Raw genomic sequence first — 16,896 nt, 5'->3', positions numbered from 1 at the left:
AACCGTGGAGATCTATCATGACAACCAACGGATTGCCCTGCACAGCAGGAACTACCGGAGTCATGGATACACCACCTTGAAAGAGCATATGCCGCAAGCCCATCGGGTGGTGTCCAAACAACAAGGCTGGGACCCGGAATACTATCTGAGAAAAGCCAGTGAAAACGGCCCGTGCACCTATGAGCTCTTCAAAAAAGTCATGGACAGTAAACTGATCATCGATCAATCATATACGTCTTGTCTGGGCCTTCTCAGATTGATCAAGTCCTACGGGGCCGTCCGGGTGGAAAATGCCTGTAAGCGTGCCTTGACAGGCTACAAGTTCAGTTACACCGCTGTGAAAAACATCCTGGACCATAACATGGACCGGCTTGAAGACATGGATGACAAAGAATACCGCATTCCCGATCACCCTAATGTGCGGGGCGCATCCGCTTACCAAGAATAATTGTTTTACAATAACCTGTTCAAAATGAATACTGAAAACACCCTGGACCTTTTAAGGTCACTTAAACTGTCTGGAATGGCCAGACGCTATGAGTCTGTTCTATCACTTCCCGTCCACGAACTGGTCGATGTCCATTCGCTGGTTGCGATGATCACCCAGGCCGAAGTAGAATACCGGCAGCATGCAAAGACCTCCAAGTATCTTAAAGCCAGCAAACTCCGGTATCACGCCCTGCCGGAGGATATCCTGTGCACCCCCGAAAGAGGAATTACAAGGGAACAGGTGCTTAGGTTGTCCGACGGAATGTTCATCGAAAAGGGCGAGAATATCTTAATAACAGGGGCTACCGGCTGTGGTAAAAGCTTTTTAGCCTGCGCCTTAGGCCGGAGCGCTTGTCTGTTGGGAATACGCACCCAATACTTTGGTATGAACAAATTCCTGGACGCCCTGGCGCAGGCCCGGCTCGACGGCACATACCTGAAATGGATCAGGGCTGTGTCGGCTAACAAATTGCTGATCCTGGATGACTTCGGGTTAAAGCAACTGACCAATGACGCAAGAATCGCATTACTGGACATACTTGAAGACCGCTATGGGAACGGCTCGACCATTATCACTTCACAGCTACCCGTCGACAGTTGGTACAACTTCATTGACGAACCTACGCTGGCTGACGCCATTATGGACCGGCTCTCCGCATCCGCTCACCGAATTGCTTTAACTGGAAAATCGCTGAGAAAAAGAAAAAATCACTAAGCTTAATCATCACTCTCGCTCAGTGATGTCAAGCCACTTTCAGGTGGCGTACTTTGCCCAGGAATTTTTGGCGACCTTTGCTCAGGAACGCTGGCGTACTTTCGCAGGAATATCTAGTTGCTGATTAATCCAAAAATTATGTAAGCTTGATCCATAATTGTATAATAAAATACAATATGGTTTTACAAGCTTTGCATTTTTACTCATGATGAGAAAGCTTACTGTACTTTTCCTGACCTTTCTTTACCTAGGTACTGCAACCGGTGTTACTTTACACCTGCATTACTGTATGGGGGAAGTGGTTAATTGGGAGGTTACAAAGGCAGACAGCGGCCACTGCGAAAATTGTGGGATGGATAAAAGCCAGTCCACAAAAAACGGTTGCTGTAAAGACGAGTTTAAAAAAGTAAAGACAGATGATTCCCGCAAACTGACAGAAGACACTTTCAGTAATCCATTGCTATCTGTGGCAGTGTTAAATGAGGGCATAACGTATAATTTCTCAGCAGCCTCTTACCCGAATATTTTAGAGACGAGCAATCAAAGTAATGCCCCTCCCCGAAGTAAACCAGTCCCGGTTTATATTCTGCATTGCAGTTACCTGATTTAAAATTTCAGATCCTTTCCGCGCCAGGCAAATATACTTGCCGGGCTCTTTGTGTTGCACTCCTGTCAGCACCAATCAACCTTTCTTTCAATTCTTAACACACAAAATTATGCTACGCATTAGCTATGGCGCATTTCTGCTGCTTGCCATTATTTCGTTTTCTGCCTGTCGTAAACATGTCATGGACGATATGACTATGGAAAAAAATATCGATTACCCCGCTGCTTATGTAGTTAATGGAGAAGATGCCACGGTTTCTGTGATCCGGTTATCGGATCAAACAGTTTCCGAAACTCTGGATCTGATGACTGGTTCTGCAGGTATGATCATGTGGCCACATCACATCTATCATCTGCAAAGTTTAGGAGAGCATCGCTTAACTGTTGCAGTTCCTGGAATGGATTTAAGTGAGGGGCATGCGGGCGGAATGGCCGGAATGAAAGGAAGAGTTCTTGTTTTGGATGCTGTAAAAGGTACCGTTTTAAAAGACTTGGAAGTACCTGTCATGAATCACAACGCAGTTTATTCTCCTGATGGCAAAGAGATATGGACATCTCAAATGGATATGGAAGGTAAGGTGCTTGTTTATGATGCAGCTACATATACCTTGAAAAACACAATTGCTGTGGGTATGGAGCCCGCAGAAGTAACGTTTTCTGCGGATGGGACAAAGGTTTATGTGGCAAACGGCGGCGATGACAATGTCTCTGTTATCAACCCGGCAACAAAGGCCATCATTAAAACCATTGCCGTGGGCGACAACCCAGTTGCTGCCTGGGTCGGATATGATGGAAAAATGTATGTGGACAATGAAGATGGTAAGTCGGTAAGTGTCATCGATGTCGCCTCTGATAAAGTAGTCCAGACCATTCCACTTGGTTTTATGCCTGGCAGCGTTGCACATAACCCTACTAAAAAAGAGTTGTGGGTGACCGATCCGGAAAATGGCAAAGTCCACTATTGGACCTGGGATAATGCGATGCAAGACTGGATGCATGGAGGTGTCTTCGATGCAGCGGCCGGCGCACATGCGGTTGGCTTTACAACAGATGGCAATACTGCCTTTGTAACCAATCAAATGGCGCAAAGCGTGTCTGTTATCAACACATCAAATCACTCAAAACTTAAAGATATTGTTGTCGGCAAGAAGCCAAACGGCATCGTGCTTAAACAATGACTCTTAACAATTTATTTACCCAAATATCTATCTGAATCATGAAAACCATTCACATTAAAAACACCTTGCTGTTGATCATATTGATGATCCCCACGGTCCTGTTTGCCCAGGCTAACTATAAACAGCCCATCAGTATTGCCAAAGATGGGAAAATCACTAACGCAGACAGAGCAACCATCGGATTGGTTACAAAAGACAAAATTGTCCAGGATCATCAGGGTCATAAAATTGCTTTTGTGGATGGGGAAGGGAACCTGATCGATGCTAAAACGAACAAAAAAATGGGGCGAGTGGGTAAAGATGGTAAGACCTATTATAATGCAAATGGTGAGATATACCTGACTGTGAAAGACAAAGGGGAAACCTGTGAGATTTACGACGCCTCAGGTAAGAAAATCGGGGATGTTCATTCCAGCTACAAGGGAATGGCCTGCGCGCTGCATTGTTTTGAAAATGGCCTGGATGCCAACATGCAAAAGAAACCCGTTTCGACAGCAACAGCCTATGTATGCCCGATGCACCCGGAGATCACCGGAAAAGAAGGGGATAGCTGCTCAAAATGTCATATGAAGCTGGTCAAAAAATAGGGTCAAATACATTCACTTTAACAGATTATCCCAATGAAATTAATGAGCAACATATTCCTTTTACTGACGTGCATGTTACTGCTAACAGGTGCACCCCTATTTGCACATAATGGGAAAAAGCATGGTAAAGCTAAAATCGACTCGGTCCAGGTGGTTGCGTCAGCTGGACAGCATCAGCATGGCGGGCATGATAGTACAGCCATGCAAGCAGCTATGAGCCCGGATGGTGATCACCAGCATGGTCTTAGTGAGTTTCCGACATTACATCCCTTGGTTGTGCACTTTCCAATTGTCCTATTGATCATTGCAGCCCTTCTCCAATGGGTTGGATTGTTTGTATACAAAAAAGAGATAACCATCGTTGCCTGGGCATTGTTACTATTGGGTTTTATCGGTGCTTACGCATCATCGACCTGGTTTCATGCCCACACATCCCAGCTGGCACCGGCGATTCAAGCCGTTCTTGAAGAGCATGAAAAGTATGCGTCTTACACACAATGGCTGTCAGGGATAGCGCTCCTGGTACAGTCTATCAATTTATTTTTTCTGAAAAGAAATGTTTGGGTTAACATTTCCATGGCTATCGTCATGAGTGCGGCCGCATTCTTTGTTGCCTATACAGGGCATCATGGTGCGGAACTGGTCCATAAGCATGGTGTTGGGGCAAAAGGTTATTTACTGGAACAACATCATCATTAATAAATATTAAGACCTGCTAAGGTTAGGTTACAAAAATTAAGTATGGTACATCGTATTATAGAATGGTCATTACAGAACCGGTTCATTGTACTGGTCTTATCGGCAGCACTGCTCATATGGGGCGCGTTTGCCATTAAGAAGAATCCTATTGATGCCATTCCGGATTTATCCGAAAACCAGGTGATCGTTTTTACGGAGTGGATGGGGCGCGGGCCCCAGTTAATTGAAGACCAGATTACCTACCCTTTGGTTACCAATCTTCAGGGGCTACCTAAAATCAAATATGTACGGGGCAGCTCCATGTTTGGGATGAGTTTCATTTACGTTATTTTCAATGATGACGTGGACGTATATTGGGGGCGTGAGCGGGTTTTGGAAAGATTAAGTACTGTATCCCAATCACTGCCAACTGGCGTCAGCCCACAACTTGGCCCTGACGGAACAGGGGTAGGACATATACTTTGGTATACACTGGACGCACCAGAAATGGACCTGGGTGAACAAAGGGCTTTGCAGGACTGGTATATCAAGTTCGCTTTGCAGAATGTTGAAGGGGTCAGTGAAATTGCTTCCTTCGGTGGTTTTCAAAAGCAGTATCAAATTACAGTAGACCCTAATAAGCTGCTTTACTACCGCTTATCTGTACCAGAGGTCATGAGCGCAATCCGCTTGAATAACAATGAATCAGGCGGCAGGAAATTTGAATTAAGTGATATCGGCTACATTATTAAGACCTCTGGATATCTTCAGTCTATTGAGCAGATTGAGAATATACCCGTTAAAAACCAGGCCAGTATTCCCATCAAAGTTTCAGATGTAGCCTCCGTGCAGATGACAGGGGAAACCCGGCTTGGGATTTTTGATCAGGATGGGGAAGGCGAGCGGGTTGGCGGTATTGTGGTCATGCGCTATGGTGAAAATGCGGCTGCTGTTATTGAAAAAGTAAAGGCAAAAATGAGCGAAGCTGCCAAGGGGTTTCCCAAGGGCGTTAAATTCGATATAGTCTATGACCGGGGAGAGCTGATCCAGGAATCCGTAGATTCTATCAAACACACATTAATTGAAGAAATGATCGTAGTCTCCCTGGTAGTGATCATTTTTCTTTTTCACTGGCGCAGTGCACTAAGTATTATCATCCAGATTCCCATTACCCTTGCCGCCAGCTTCATTTTACTGAATGCCTTTGGGATCTCATCCAACATCATGTCCTTAACTGGTATCGCCCTTGCTATCGGCGTAATCGTTGATAACGGCATTATTATGAGTGAAAATGCCTATAAGCATCTTTCTCAGCGGTATGAAGAGTGGCAGGAACAGCAGAAAACGACATAATTATGAAATGGTTTAAGAAAAGAAAAGATAAGCAGCCTGATTGGATTACAGAATCCGAACGCCTGGCCATTATTGAAAAATCAAGCAAACAAGTATCCCGGGGGGTGTTCTTTGCGACAGTCATTATTATTACATCTTTTCTTCCTGTATTTATGCTCACTGGACAGGAAGGTAAGCTGTTTCACCCTTTGGCTTACACGAAAACCTTCATTTTGATCGTGGACGCGTTGCTTGTCATTACGCTGGCCCCGGTGCTGATATCCTTTATCATGAAAGGTAAATTTCGTCCGGATCACGCCAATCCTGTCAACAGGATTCTTGAACGTGTTTATGAACCGGTAATAAGAGGTGTATTGAAATGGCGTAAGACAACGCTGGCTATCAACATCATAGCACTTTTGATTACCATACCGCTGCTGGCCAGCCTGGGATCGGAGTTTATGCCGCCGCTGGATGAACAAAGTATCCTTTTCATGCCTGTAACGTTGCCAGATATATCGAATTCAGAAGCAAAACGGATCCTGCAGGTACAGGACAAAATCATTAAATCAGTTCCTGAGGTTGACAAGGTATTGGGAAAAGCCGGAAGAGCTAGTACTGCTACGGACAACTCCCCGATCAGCATGATTGAGACGATCATCAAATTAAAACCAAAGTCGCAGTGGCGGGCCGGGATCACAAAGAAAGATATTGTTTCTGAGCTAGATGCTAAGCTTCAGATACCAGGTGTAATCAACGGTTGGACCCAGCCAATTGTCAACCGGATCAATATGCTTTCAACCGGCATCCGCACCGATGTAGGCGTTAAAGTGTATGGACAGAATTTGGATACCATCGCGAATGTATCCGAAAGGGTTAAAAGCACCCTCGAAGGCACCGCAGGTATAAGTGACCTTTATGTAGAACCTGTGACAGGCGGAAAATATTTGTCTGTTAACCCAAGAAGAGACGATTTAAGCCGCTATGGCCTTAGTGTCGATGATGTAAACCAGGCCGTTGAATTCGCGCTGGGAGGCGCGCCGATAGGAAACACCATCGAAGGCAGAAAGCGGTTTTCAATCAGCGTCAGGCTCGCACAGAATTACCGGAACAGTGTGGAAACCATCAAGAGACTTCCCCTAATGTCTGCATCTATGGGTGAAGTGCCATTATCAGCGGTAGCTGACGTTGTCTTTGAGAATGGACCACCGATGATAGTCTCTGAGAACGCCATGCTGCGTGGAGCGGTATTGTTTAATGTTCGCGGCCGCGACCTTGGCGGGACAGTCCAGGAGGCTATCGAAAAAATCAGTAAATCAAATGGGGTACTTCCGCCGGGTTATTACCTGGAATGGAGTGGGCAATACGAAAACCTGATACGCGGGCAGCAGACGCTTCTGTGGATTGCCCCGGTCGTGCTGCTGATTATTTTCTTTTCCCTGTATTTCGCTTTTCATTCCCTTCGCGAGGCGTTTTTAAGCCTAATCACAGTACCCTTTGCTTTGATCGGTGGGGCGTATATGATCTACTTCTGGGGTGTTAACCTTTCGGTTGCAGTAGCTGTGGGTTTCATTGCCTTGTTTGGTATTGCCGTAGAAACCGGTATCGTAATGGTCATCTATTTGAATGATGCCATGCAGCAGCTGGTCACTAAAAAGGGGAATTCTGCTCAGTCAATAACCGGAGATGACCTGCGCGAATACGTAATCCATGGGGCGGTAAAACGTCTGCGCCCCAAGCTGATGACTGTGTGCGTCTCGCTATTTGGATTGGTGCCGGTCCTTTGGGCCAACGGGGTAGGAACGGATGTGATGCAGCCTATTGTACTGCCGATGATCGGCGGTGTACTTACATCATCAACGCACATTCTGCTGGTCACACCACTGATTTTTTTAATGACAAAAGAGTATGAGCTACGAAAATACGGAAAACTGCAAATCCATGATACAAAACACTAGTTATGTAAAATGGCTCATCCTGTTTCTGCTGCCCCTGGCAAGCTGGGCGCAGAAGCCGGTGTTTACGCTAGATACTATTTTACAACGAATTGATAACAACAACTTGCTGCTGCAGTCCTACGGGCTTAAAGCAGACAGTTATAAACATAGTGGTGATGCAGCCACAGCATGGATGCCGCCTATGGTTGGCCTGGGAACTTTCATGACCCCTTATCCCAATCAAATGATTATGGAATCCCGGGATAAGGGCAACCTGATGCTGCAAATCGAACAGGATATTCCAAATCCTGCAAAACTGAATGCGAAAAGAAGGTATATCGCCTCACAAGGAAATATTGAAAGGGTTAACCGTGATATAACCCTGAATACGTATAAGGCACAGGCAAAAAGACTTTATGTCAACTGGCTCATAGCCAGGCAGCGTGTGGTGATACTTGAAGAGAATGAAAAAATTATGGTCATGATGAAGGAAATCGAGAAGGTCCGCTACCCTTACAATCAGTCACAACTTGGAGGGGTTTTCCGGGCTGAATCGAAGATCCTGGAAAACCAGAATATGATCCGTATGCAGGAAGGAACTATCGGGAAGGCAAAAGGATGGCTCAATAGCCTGATGAATGTTGCGGGCAACCAGGATTTTGAAATTGATACTACATACAGGCCTTCTTTTCAGCCAGCCATGTACTACGATACTGCTAGGCTGGCTGACGTACGCATGGATGTTTTTAAAATGAATGAAAGTATCCGGTCTATGCAGCTTAATATCGAAAGTATGAAACAACAGAAAAAACCGGATTTTAAAATTCGCTTTGACCACATGTATCCATTGGATGCGATGATGCCCAATGCTTACAGCGTAATGGGTATGCTTAGTATTCCGATAGCTCCCTGGTCCTCGAAAATGTACAAGTCGGATATCAAGGCTATGCAGCTCAATATCCAGGGGATGCACAAAGAGCGCTCTGCCATGCTGGTGGAAACCCAGGGCATGCTTTATGGCATGCAGTCAGAGATCGAGTCCATGCAAACCAGGGTCAGCATCATGCAGGAAAAAATAATCCCAGCCCTTCAAAAAGCGATGAACGCTTATTTTGCCAATTATCAGGAGAATAAAGCCCAGTTGCCTGTTGTAATAGATGCCTGGGAAGCTTTGACGATGATGCAAATGAATGTGCTGGACGAGAAATTGAAACTCTATGAAATGATTGTGGATTATGAAAAAGAACTATATCGTTAGCCAGCTCATAGTGCTTTTACTGGCTACCGTGTTTTTAACTGCCTGTGACAGTAAAACCCCAAAAGATGGGCATACTGCTCATGGGCAATCAGAGCAGTATACCTGCCCGATGCATCCGCAGGTAATTAGCAGCAAACCAGGCAAGTGCCCGATCTGTGGCATGGACCTGGTAGCAAAAGAAGCAAATAATGAACTGATCGTTGATACCAGCTTCAATGCATTGTTAAAGCCGGTGAATGCCCAGGTGATTGCCAACATCCCACTGACCAATGCCGAAAGCGGGATGCGAATTTTTTCAGCCCAGGCGCAAGGGGTTGTAACTTATGACAGCCGAAGCCAGGTCTCCCTTTCATCCAGAGTGGGTGGCCGTATTGAAAAGCTGCTGATCAAATATAACTACCAGCCTGTTAGGAAAGGTCAGTTGGTGATGGAGGTTTATTCACCAGATTTGGCATCAGCTCAAAGGGAACTATTGATGCTTAGTAACGATTCAAACAGCCCGGATTTATTAACAAAGGCAAAACAGCGCCTGCTGCTGCTAGGAATGAGTCCTGGGCAAATTCAGGACATTATCAAGTCAGGGAATATACTCTATAAGGTACCCGTGTATAGTCCTGTTAATGGATATATCCTGGAACAATCGGCCAGCGTGCCTGCGGCAAGCGCGCCTATGCCCGCACCTTCCGGCAGTGATGGAGCGGCAATGGATGAGATGGCTGGCAGTTCCCCTGCATCAGCAGCTCCTACTAGGCCATCGGCGGCGGTTTCGCCCGTCCTTTTGCGTGCCGGGCAATATATTACAGCCGGCCAAACCCTGTTTACTATTTATACCTCCCAAGGCCTGATTGCTGAATTCGCGTTATCGCCAGCTATATCTTCCCGCATCAAACCAGGACAAAAGCTGCTCTTTTATGCGGGCAATGACAAAGAAACTATGGCCAGTGGCCAGATAGGGCTGATCCAACCGGTCCTTCGAAGTGGCGAGAGTTTCACCTTGGCCAGGGTTTATCTTCCGGGAAAAAACCTGACGCCGGGCCAACTGCTGACGGCGAACATTCCCATTGTTTTTCAAAAAGGGTTATGGCTGGATAAAAAGGCGGTCTGGCAGACCGGCAGCAAGTCTATTGTATTTAAGCGGCAGGGTAAAGTGCTGGTACCTATGAAAGTTAAAGCCGGGGCAGTTGTAGATGGGATGGTACAGATACTATCTGATATCAAGGATTGGAAAGTAGCGTCCAATGCATCGTATTTGATAGATAGTGAGAGCTTTATTAAGGATAACAGTCTTGTTGAAAATTAAAATATGAAAAGAATCACATTTTTGAGGCTGGCCACTTTGGCATCTTTTGCTCCGGGGATGCTTCTGATTGCTTGTAAAGATAATCAAAAGAAAAAGGCCGCAGAAGCCGGGCAGAAGACTTATACCTGTCCTATGCATCCACAAATAGTTCAGGACAAACCGGGTAGTTGTCCTATATGTGGTATGGACTTGGTCATCTTTGATAAAAGTAATAAGGATGCCTCTATCACACTAGGTGAAAGTCAAATAGCACTGGCCAATATTACTACTATGACAATGGGCAGCGGCCTTTTGTCGAATTCAAAAAGGCTCAATGGCCGGCTTGCTGTGAACCCTGACCAAACCGCTGTTGTATCCAGCCGTGTGGCAGGGCGTATTCAGGTGTTATATATTAAAGAAACCGGTGTACCGGTAAGGAAAGGACAGGCGCTTTATAAAATATATTCTGAACAGCTTTCCGCATTGCAGCAGGAATATTTGTTGGCATATGCCCAATTAAAGCAGTTCCCTTCCGACACGCGGTTTGGAGCTATTGAAAAGGCCGCCCGTCAAAAACTACGTTTGTATGATCAAAGTGAAGAAGATATACAAGGCTTGACGGCAAGTCAGAAGCAGGAGCCATACATTACTTACCGCGCGCCGATCAGCGGCACCGTATCTGAGCTATCCGTAACAGAAGGCCAATATGTATCGGAGGGGAGCGCCGTACTACGCCTTGAAGACTACTCATCTTTATGGGTTGAAGCCGATATCTATCCAGCAGAAGCTGCCAGCATCCGCATCGGTCAAAAGGTCCAAGTACAAGTTACAGGCTGGGAAGATAAACCCCAGCCAATGCGAATCGACTTTATTGTTCCGGCAATTCAAAGTGGCAGCCAGCTAATGCAGGTCCGGGGAACTGTTCCAAATCCAGGCAGCCGGTGGCAGCCAGGATTACAGGCTAATTTAATTTTACCCATTGCCCCATCTGCGAATGCTATGACTTTACCTGTCGATGCAGTGATCCGTGACGCAAAAGGTGCGCATGTATGGGTTGAAACGAAGCCTGGTACTTTTCTGGCTCGAATGGTCTCTACCGGAATCCAAAATGCTGACATGGTCGAAATAAAGGAAGGCATTGCCAAAGACGAGAAAGTGGTTGTCACAGGTGCTTATCTTTTATATAGTGAATATGTATTAAAAAAGGGGTCTGATCCCATGGCGCTGCATCAACATGAATAACCAATTTTTAACCATAAATTTTAATAACATGAAAAAAGTAACCAAATGGGCCCTGCCGGTAGCAATGATAGTGTTTCTTTCGGCTTGCGGCAGCAAAAATGAAGAAGGTAGCACCGGTTCCCATCAGGATTCGACGGCCCATGAGCATCATGAAGGCATGGATATGAGTGGCAAAGAAACAGGTAAAGTTACCCTGAAAGATGATAAGCTTAATGCAGTCTATCAACATTATATCCATTTGACCACCGCTTTAATCAATTCAGATACAGCAGAAGCAAAAATTGCCTCCAGTGCCATAGAGGCTGGTTTAGACCAGGTTTCACAAGGATCTCAGGCCGCTAAAACAGCTGCCCAAATTACGGAAGCCAAAGACATTGAGTCTCAAAGATCTCTGTATTCTGAATTAAGTGATGAGTTCATACCCTTGGTTAAAAAAGCCGGGTTGAGCAGTGGTGAACTGTATGTTGATTTTTGTCCAATGGCAAACAAGGATAAAGGCGGTTATTGGCTTTCCGGTCAAAAAGAGATTAAAAATCCATACATGGGAGATAAGATGATTTCCTGTGGAGAGGTGAAGGAGACAATTAATTAACCTATAATACATATTGGTTCAGGGCGTGACCTGAACCAATTTTCAAGCAAAACTAAAAACACTTCTAATGAAACTAGCCACTATACTACTACTATTATTGCTGCCTGTTGTGCATGTTTTCGCGCAGCATCAGCATGGGGCTGTATCCGCAGCACCGGCACCTGCAAAAAAACCTTTTTTAGAAAACTCGAAAGGGGGCAAGGTCGAATACCATCTGTATGTAAATGACACATTAGCTAACATCAGTGGCAAACGGAAAGTCTCTGCACTGGCTATGAATGGTCAGATCCCCGCTCCGACCTTGCATTTTACAGAGGGTGACACCGCCGTGATCCATGTCCATAATTTGATGCACCATGAAACGTCAATCCACTGGCATGGCCTTCTTTTGCCCAATAAAGAGGATGGTGTTCCTTATCTGACAACAGCTCCGGTCGAGCCTGGCGGACAGTATACATTTACCTTTCCCCTTATTCAAAGCGGCACATTCTGGTACCACTCCCATACCATGCTCCAGGAGCAAAGCGGCTTGTATGGTTCAATCGTGATCCAGCCCAGAAAGAAAACTTATGAAGTAGATAAGGAGTTCGTGCTTTTATTATCAGACTGGACTGATGAGAATCCTAGGCGTGTGCTGAATGCGTTGAAAAGGAATGACCCGGCTAGTGAATGGTATTCTATTAAAAAAGGGTATGCCCAAAGTCTGGATAAGTTAATACAGCATAAAGGATTGGGCAATAGGCTTAAGAATGGCTGGAAACGTATGCCGCCCATGGACTTATCGGATGTTTATTATGCAGCATTTTTGGCAAACGGAAAACGTAAAGAAAGTATTCCGGATTTAAAGCCGGGCGATAAAGTCCGGTTACGTGTCATTAACGGCTCGGCTTCGACCTATTTTTATCTGCATGGCGGGGCAGGTAAGCTGGAATTAATATCATCGGATGGGATCGACGTAAAGCCAATCAAAATAGATCGGCTACTGATGGGGATTGCTGAAACCTATGATTTTCTGCTGACTGTACCCAAGGATAGAACCATGGAGTTCAGGGCAACAGCCCAAGACGTCTCCGGATTTGCTTCCTTATACTTGGGAAAAGGTGATACCCTATCTGCCGCTCCCATCCCTAAGCCAAACGTTTGGAATATGGATGAAATGATGATGGGCATGGCTGTTAATTTCCCAGATAGAATGAACCATTCAGCAATGGGTATGGGTAAAATGGATCATAGCAAAATGAAAATGGAGCAGCCTGCTGGCAAACCTGGAAAGGGGCATGAAGGTATGGATATGGACAAAATGGACCATAGCAAAATGAAAATGGAACCCGCAGAGAAAAAGCAGCCTGCTGACAAACCTGAAAAAGGGCATGAAGGTATGGACATGGACAAAATGGATCATAGCAAAATGAACATGGAACCCGCCCAGAAAAAGCAGCCCGCCGACAAACCTGAAAAAGGGCATGAAGGTATGGACATGGACAAAATGGACCATAGCAAAATGAACATGGAACCCTCCCAGAAAAAGCAGCCTGCTGACAAATCTGAAAAAGGGAATGAGAGTATGGACATGAGTAAAATGGACCACAGTAAAATGAATATGGAACCCTCCCAGAAAAAGCAGCCTGCCGGTAAGCCTGAAAAAGGGCATGAGGGGATGGACATGGACAAAATGGACCACGGTAAAATGAATATGGGTGGAATGCAGATGGGTAAAACCGACTCAATGACCATATTTAATTATGATCTATTAAGTGCCCAACAGAAAACAAGCTTTGACAGCTCGAAACCTGTCAGGACTGTTCATTTAAAGCTAACTGGGAGCATGTACCGTTACGTGTGGTCGATAAATAACAAGGTGCTTTCCCAGGCAGATAAGATTGGTATTAAAAAGGGCGAAATAGTCAGGTTTGAGCTCGAAAATACCACGATGATGAACCACCCTATGCACTTGCATGGCCATTATTTTAGGGTGCTCAATAAGAATGGGGAATTCTCTCCACTAAAGCACACCCTGGATGTGCCTCCAATGACTAGCATTACGATCGAGTTCGACGCAACGGAAGAAAAAGATTGGTTTTTTCATTGCCATGTACTTTACCATATGATGAGTGGGATGGCCCGCATCGTCGAGTATCAAGGAAGCAGCCGCGATACTTCTCTGGCCAGATATCCTCTAAAAAATTTGCTGAAGGAAGATAAGATGTGGTTTTTTTACGGCAGCATTGCCGCCAAATCACATATGGCAGAAGCGAAGGCCAATTTTATTAATAGAAGCAATGCCATCCGGTTTGAAGGAAACTACAACTACGGTTCCCAATATGAGGCCAATATTAGTTATGAAAGGTACATCGGAGACTGGCTGCGCCCCTATATTGGCTTTGGTGCTGTTAAACAGCGGTACTACAATATATTCAACGGGGAACAAACCTTCGAGCAGGATTTTGACTTGCCGGTAATAGGAGTCCGGTATACCCTTCCTTTTTTCATCGATGCTGATCTGCGGGTAAATTCCAATGGCCGGGTTCGGTTTGCCCTGGAGGGTGAAGAATGGCTGCTGCCTAAATTGTTTTTCAACTGGCGTATCAATACCGACAAGGAATACCATCTGGACGTGGAATATATGCTTGGTAAATACATTTCACTATCCGGGGGTTATGATTCCAGGTATAAGCTGGGCGGGGGCTTATTAGTAAGGTTCTAATAACGGTGATTTCTTAACAATGTGCCTGGACTTTCCTTTAAGTTGGAATCCTGGCAGCGATAACAAGGTTAACGGGCAGACCAAAGATGTTGCTGCGGCTGCCCACTCAGTGCGTTTAAGGTTCCAGTTTTTAAACAAAATCAAATCAATGGAAAATCACCACCACCATGAGCATCATCCCAAAAAGCCAGCGGAAACCATGCCTTCTATGACTGGATCTTCTCATGAGCACCACGCACCCACTGCGCAGGCTGATGGGCATAGTGACCATGACAAGCATGCAGGACATCACACCGAAGATTTTTTAAAGCGCTTCTGGATTTGTCTGGTCATCACAGTGCCGATCCTTTTACTATCGCATATGATCCAGCAGTGGATTGGTTTTAACTGGACGTTTGCAGGTGATCAATATGTGCTTTTAGCACTAAGTACGATCATATACTTTTATGGGGGCTGGCCGTTTCTGACGGGCCTTGTCAGGGAGCTGAAAAGCAAGAACCTGGGGATGATGACCCTGGTGGCGGTTGCTATTACTACTGCGTATGTGTATAGTGTAGCCGTGGTTTTTGGGCTGGAAGGGATGGACTTCTTTTGGGAGCTGGCTACCTTGATTGATATTATGCTAATCGGGCATTGGCTGGAAATGAAATCGCAGATGGCAGCTTCGCAAGCCCTGGAATCGCTGGTCGCTTTGCTTCCTTCAATGGTCCATGTTGAAAAAGATCATCAGGTAACTGACATCCCATTAAAAGACCTTCGCAGCGGTGATATATTACTTGTCAAACCCGGCGAAAAGGTCCCGGCCGATGGATTGATCCTGGAAGGTAGTTCTTATGTGAACGAAAGCATGCTCACCGGGGAGAGCGTGCCCGTCCAAAAGCAGAAAGACGATAAAGTAATTGGCGGAGCAATCAACGGCGATGGTGTTTTGAAAGTCCATGTTACCGGTGCAGGCAATGAAAGTTACCTGCAAAAAGTAATTGATATGGTCAAGACAGCCCAGGGAGCTAAATCAAATACTCAGAATTTAGCTGATAAGGTTGCGAAATGGTTAACGCTGGTTTCAATTACAGTTGGGATCGTAACTTTCATTGTCTGGTATACAGGCGGCAAGGATCTTGCGTTTGCTCTGGAAAGAATGGTTACAGTCATGGTAACATCCTGCCCGCATGCACTAGGCGTTGCTATTCCCTTGGTCATTGCTATTTCAACCACACTATCTGCAACGCACGGGCTTTTGATCCGAAATCGTACCGCTTTTGAAAATGCCCGTAAACTTACCACAATCATTTTCGATAAAACGGGCACATTAACCAAAGGCTCCCATGAAATCCAACAGATTATACCAATTGACGAGCAGTTATCAAAAGATCAGATTTTGCAGTATGCTGCCGCCGTACAACAGAACTCGGAACATCATATTGCACATGGGGTCATCAGAAAGTTAAAAGAACAAGGCTTGCAGCTCTGGGGGTCAACTGATTTTACTTACATGCAAGGCATTGGTGTGACCGGTATCGTAGATGGCAAGAAAGTGGTAGCAGCCGGACCTAATTATTTCAAGCAGGAAAACAAACCGGTGCCCGCTATTCCCGACCAGGTCGATCAGGCGACAGACACGGTGAACTTCATACTTGTTGATGGCAAACTGGTTGGTTTGATCACCTTCGCCGATAGCATCCGTGAAAATGCAGCCCAGGCTATCACTGAACTGAAAAAGATGAACATTAAAACCTTCCTTCTTACAGGTGACAATGAGAAAATTGCGGAAGCAGTCAGCACGAAGCTGAATATGGATGGATACCTGGCAAATGTGCTGCCCCATGAAAAGCAAGACAAGGTCAAAGAGTTCCAAAATAAAGGTGAGATTGTTGCCATGACTGGTGATGGGGTTAATGATGCGCCTGCACTTGCTCAGGCGGATGTAGGCATTGCCGTTGGTTCAGGGACTGATGTGGCAGCTGAAACCGCCGATATCATCCTGGTAAACAGTGACCCAATGGATGTAGTGCAAATGATCACTTTTGGAAGGGCTACATATCGGAAAATGGTGCAAAACCTAGCCTGGGCAGTAGGTTATAATGTGATAGCGATTCCATTAGCTGCCGGCGTTCTGTATCCTACTTTTATGTTGAGCCCGGCGATGGGTGCAGTTCTTATGAGCGCATCCACCATTGTTGTTGCCATTAATGCAAAACTGCTCAGAGTAAATTAAATAGCTCAGTGATGACAAATCGGCATTTTGATAAAATGATTAAAAGTAGGTTGGAATCTTTCCAGCCTACTTACCAGCGCAGGG

General features: G+C 45.5%; 13 protein-coding genes and 1 pseudogene. All 14 read left to right on the top strand.

The features are described from left to right. A pseudogene (locus tag ACQ4MZ_RS29515) lies at positions 1-448 on the top strand (IS21 family transposase); the annotation flags it as partial. 24 nt (positions 449-472) lie between these two features. Beyond that, the gene (istB, locus tag ACQ4MZ_RS29510) at positions 473-1,204 is read left to right on the top strand and encodes an IS21-like element helper ATPase IstB (protein ID WP_106599845.1); all 732 of its coding nucleotides are present in this window, start codon (positions 473-475) and stop codon (positions 1,202-1,204) included. 205 nt (positions 1,205-1,409) lie between these two features. Beyond that, the gene (locus ACQ4MZ_RS29505; protein ID WP_430851302.1) at positions 1,410-1,814 is read left to right on the top strand and encodes an HYC_CC_PP family protein; all 405 of its coding nucleotides are present in this window, start codon (positions 1,410-1,412) and stop codon (positions 1,812-1,814) included. Between the two features lie 106 nt (positions 1,815-1,920). After that, positions 1,921-2,988: a hypothetical protein gene (locus ACQ4MZ_RS29500; protein WP_430851300.1), complete on the top strand. Its 1,068-nt coding sequence runs from the start codon at positions 1,921-1,923 to the stop codon at positions 2,986-2,988. A gap of 38 nt (positions 2,989-3,026) precedes the next feature. Further along, positions 3,027-3,575: a 5-fold beta-flower protein gene (locus tag ACQ4MZ_RS29495; RefSeq protein ID WP_430851298.1), complete on the top strand. Its 549-nt coding sequence runs from the start codon at positions 3,027-3,029 to the stop codon at positions 3,573-3,575. A 33-nt stretch (positions 3,576-3,608) separates the two neighbouring features. Next, a complete protein-coding gene (locus ACQ4MZ_RS29490) occupies positions 3,609-4,274 on the top strand; it encodes a DUF2231 domain-containing protein (protein ID WP_430851296.1) in 666 nt (221 codons plus the stop codon). Between the two features lie 42 nt (positions 4,275-4,316). Then, the gene (locus tag ACQ4MZ_RS29485; protein WP_430851294.1) at positions 4,317-5,606 is read left to right on the top strand and encodes an efflux RND transporter permease subunit; all 1,290 of its coding nucleotides are present in this window, start codon (positions 4,317-4,319) and stop codon (positions 5,604-5,606) included. Between the two features lie 2 nt (positions 5,607-5,608). Further along, positions 5,609-7,543 carry an efflux RND transporter permease subunit gene (locus ACQ4MZ_RS29480; RefSeq protein ID WP_430851292.1) on the top strand — a complete coding sequence of 645 codons (1,935 nt, stop codon included), beginning with the start codon at positions 5,609-5,611 and terminating at the stop codon, positions 7,541-7,543. Then, positions 7,527-8,780, top strand: a complete 1,254-nt coding sequence (locus ACQ4MZ_RS29475) for a TolC family protein (protein ID WP_430851290.1) — start codon at positions 7,527-7,529, stop codon at positions 8,778-8,780. The genes ACQ4MZ_RS29480 and ACQ4MZ_RS29475 overlap by 17 nt, the downstream gene beginning before the upstream one ends. After that, positions 8,758-10,080, top strand: coding sequence for an efflux RND transporter periplasmic adaptor subunit (locus ACQ4MZ_RS29470; RefSeq protein WP_430851288.1), 1,323 nt, complete (start codon positions 8,758-8,760; stop codon positions 10,078-10,080). The genes ACQ4MZ_RS29475 and ACQ4MZ_RS29470 overlap by 23 nt, the downstream gene beginning before the upstream one ends. A 3-nt stretch (positions 10,081-10,083) precedes the next feature. Then, positions 10,084-11,301, top strand: coding sequence for an efflux RND transporter periplasmic adaptor subunit (locus tag ACQ4MZ_RS29465; protein WP_430851286.1), 1,218 nt, complete (start codon positions 10,084-10,086; stop codon positions 11,299-11,301). Between the two features lie 28 nt (positions 11,302-11,329). Next, positions 11,330-11,893 (top strand): DUF3347 domain-containing protein, encoded by a 564-nt coding sequence (locus ACQ4MZ_RS29460; protein ID WP_430851284.1) that lies wholly within the window; start codon positions 11,330-11,332, stop codon positions 11,891-11,893. 67 nt (positions 11,894-11,960) lie between these two features. After that, entirely contained in the window at positions 11,961-14,597 is a 2,637-nt protein-coding gene (locus tag ACQ4MZ_RS29455; RefSeq protein WP_430851282.1) for a multicopper oxidase domain-containing protein, read from the top strand. Positions 14,598-14,745: 148 nt separating this feature from the next. Next, positions 14,746-16,812, top strand: a complete 2,067-nt coding sequence (locus tag ACQ4MZ_RS29450) for a copper-translocating P-type ATPase (RefSeq protein ID WP_430851307.1) — start codon at positions 14,746-14,748, stop codon at positions 16,810-16,812. The last annotated feature ends 84 nt before the right edge of the window (positions 16,813-16,896 follow it).

The organism is Dyadobacter sp. BHUBP1 (assembly GCF_050587785.1).
Classification (GTDB): domain Bacteria; phylum Bacteroidota; class Bacteroidia; order Cytophagales; family Spirosomataceae; genus Dyadobacter.
The sequence above is the reverse complement of the archived record's forward strand: the minus strand, read 5'-3'. Positions and strand labels throughout refer to the sequence as shown.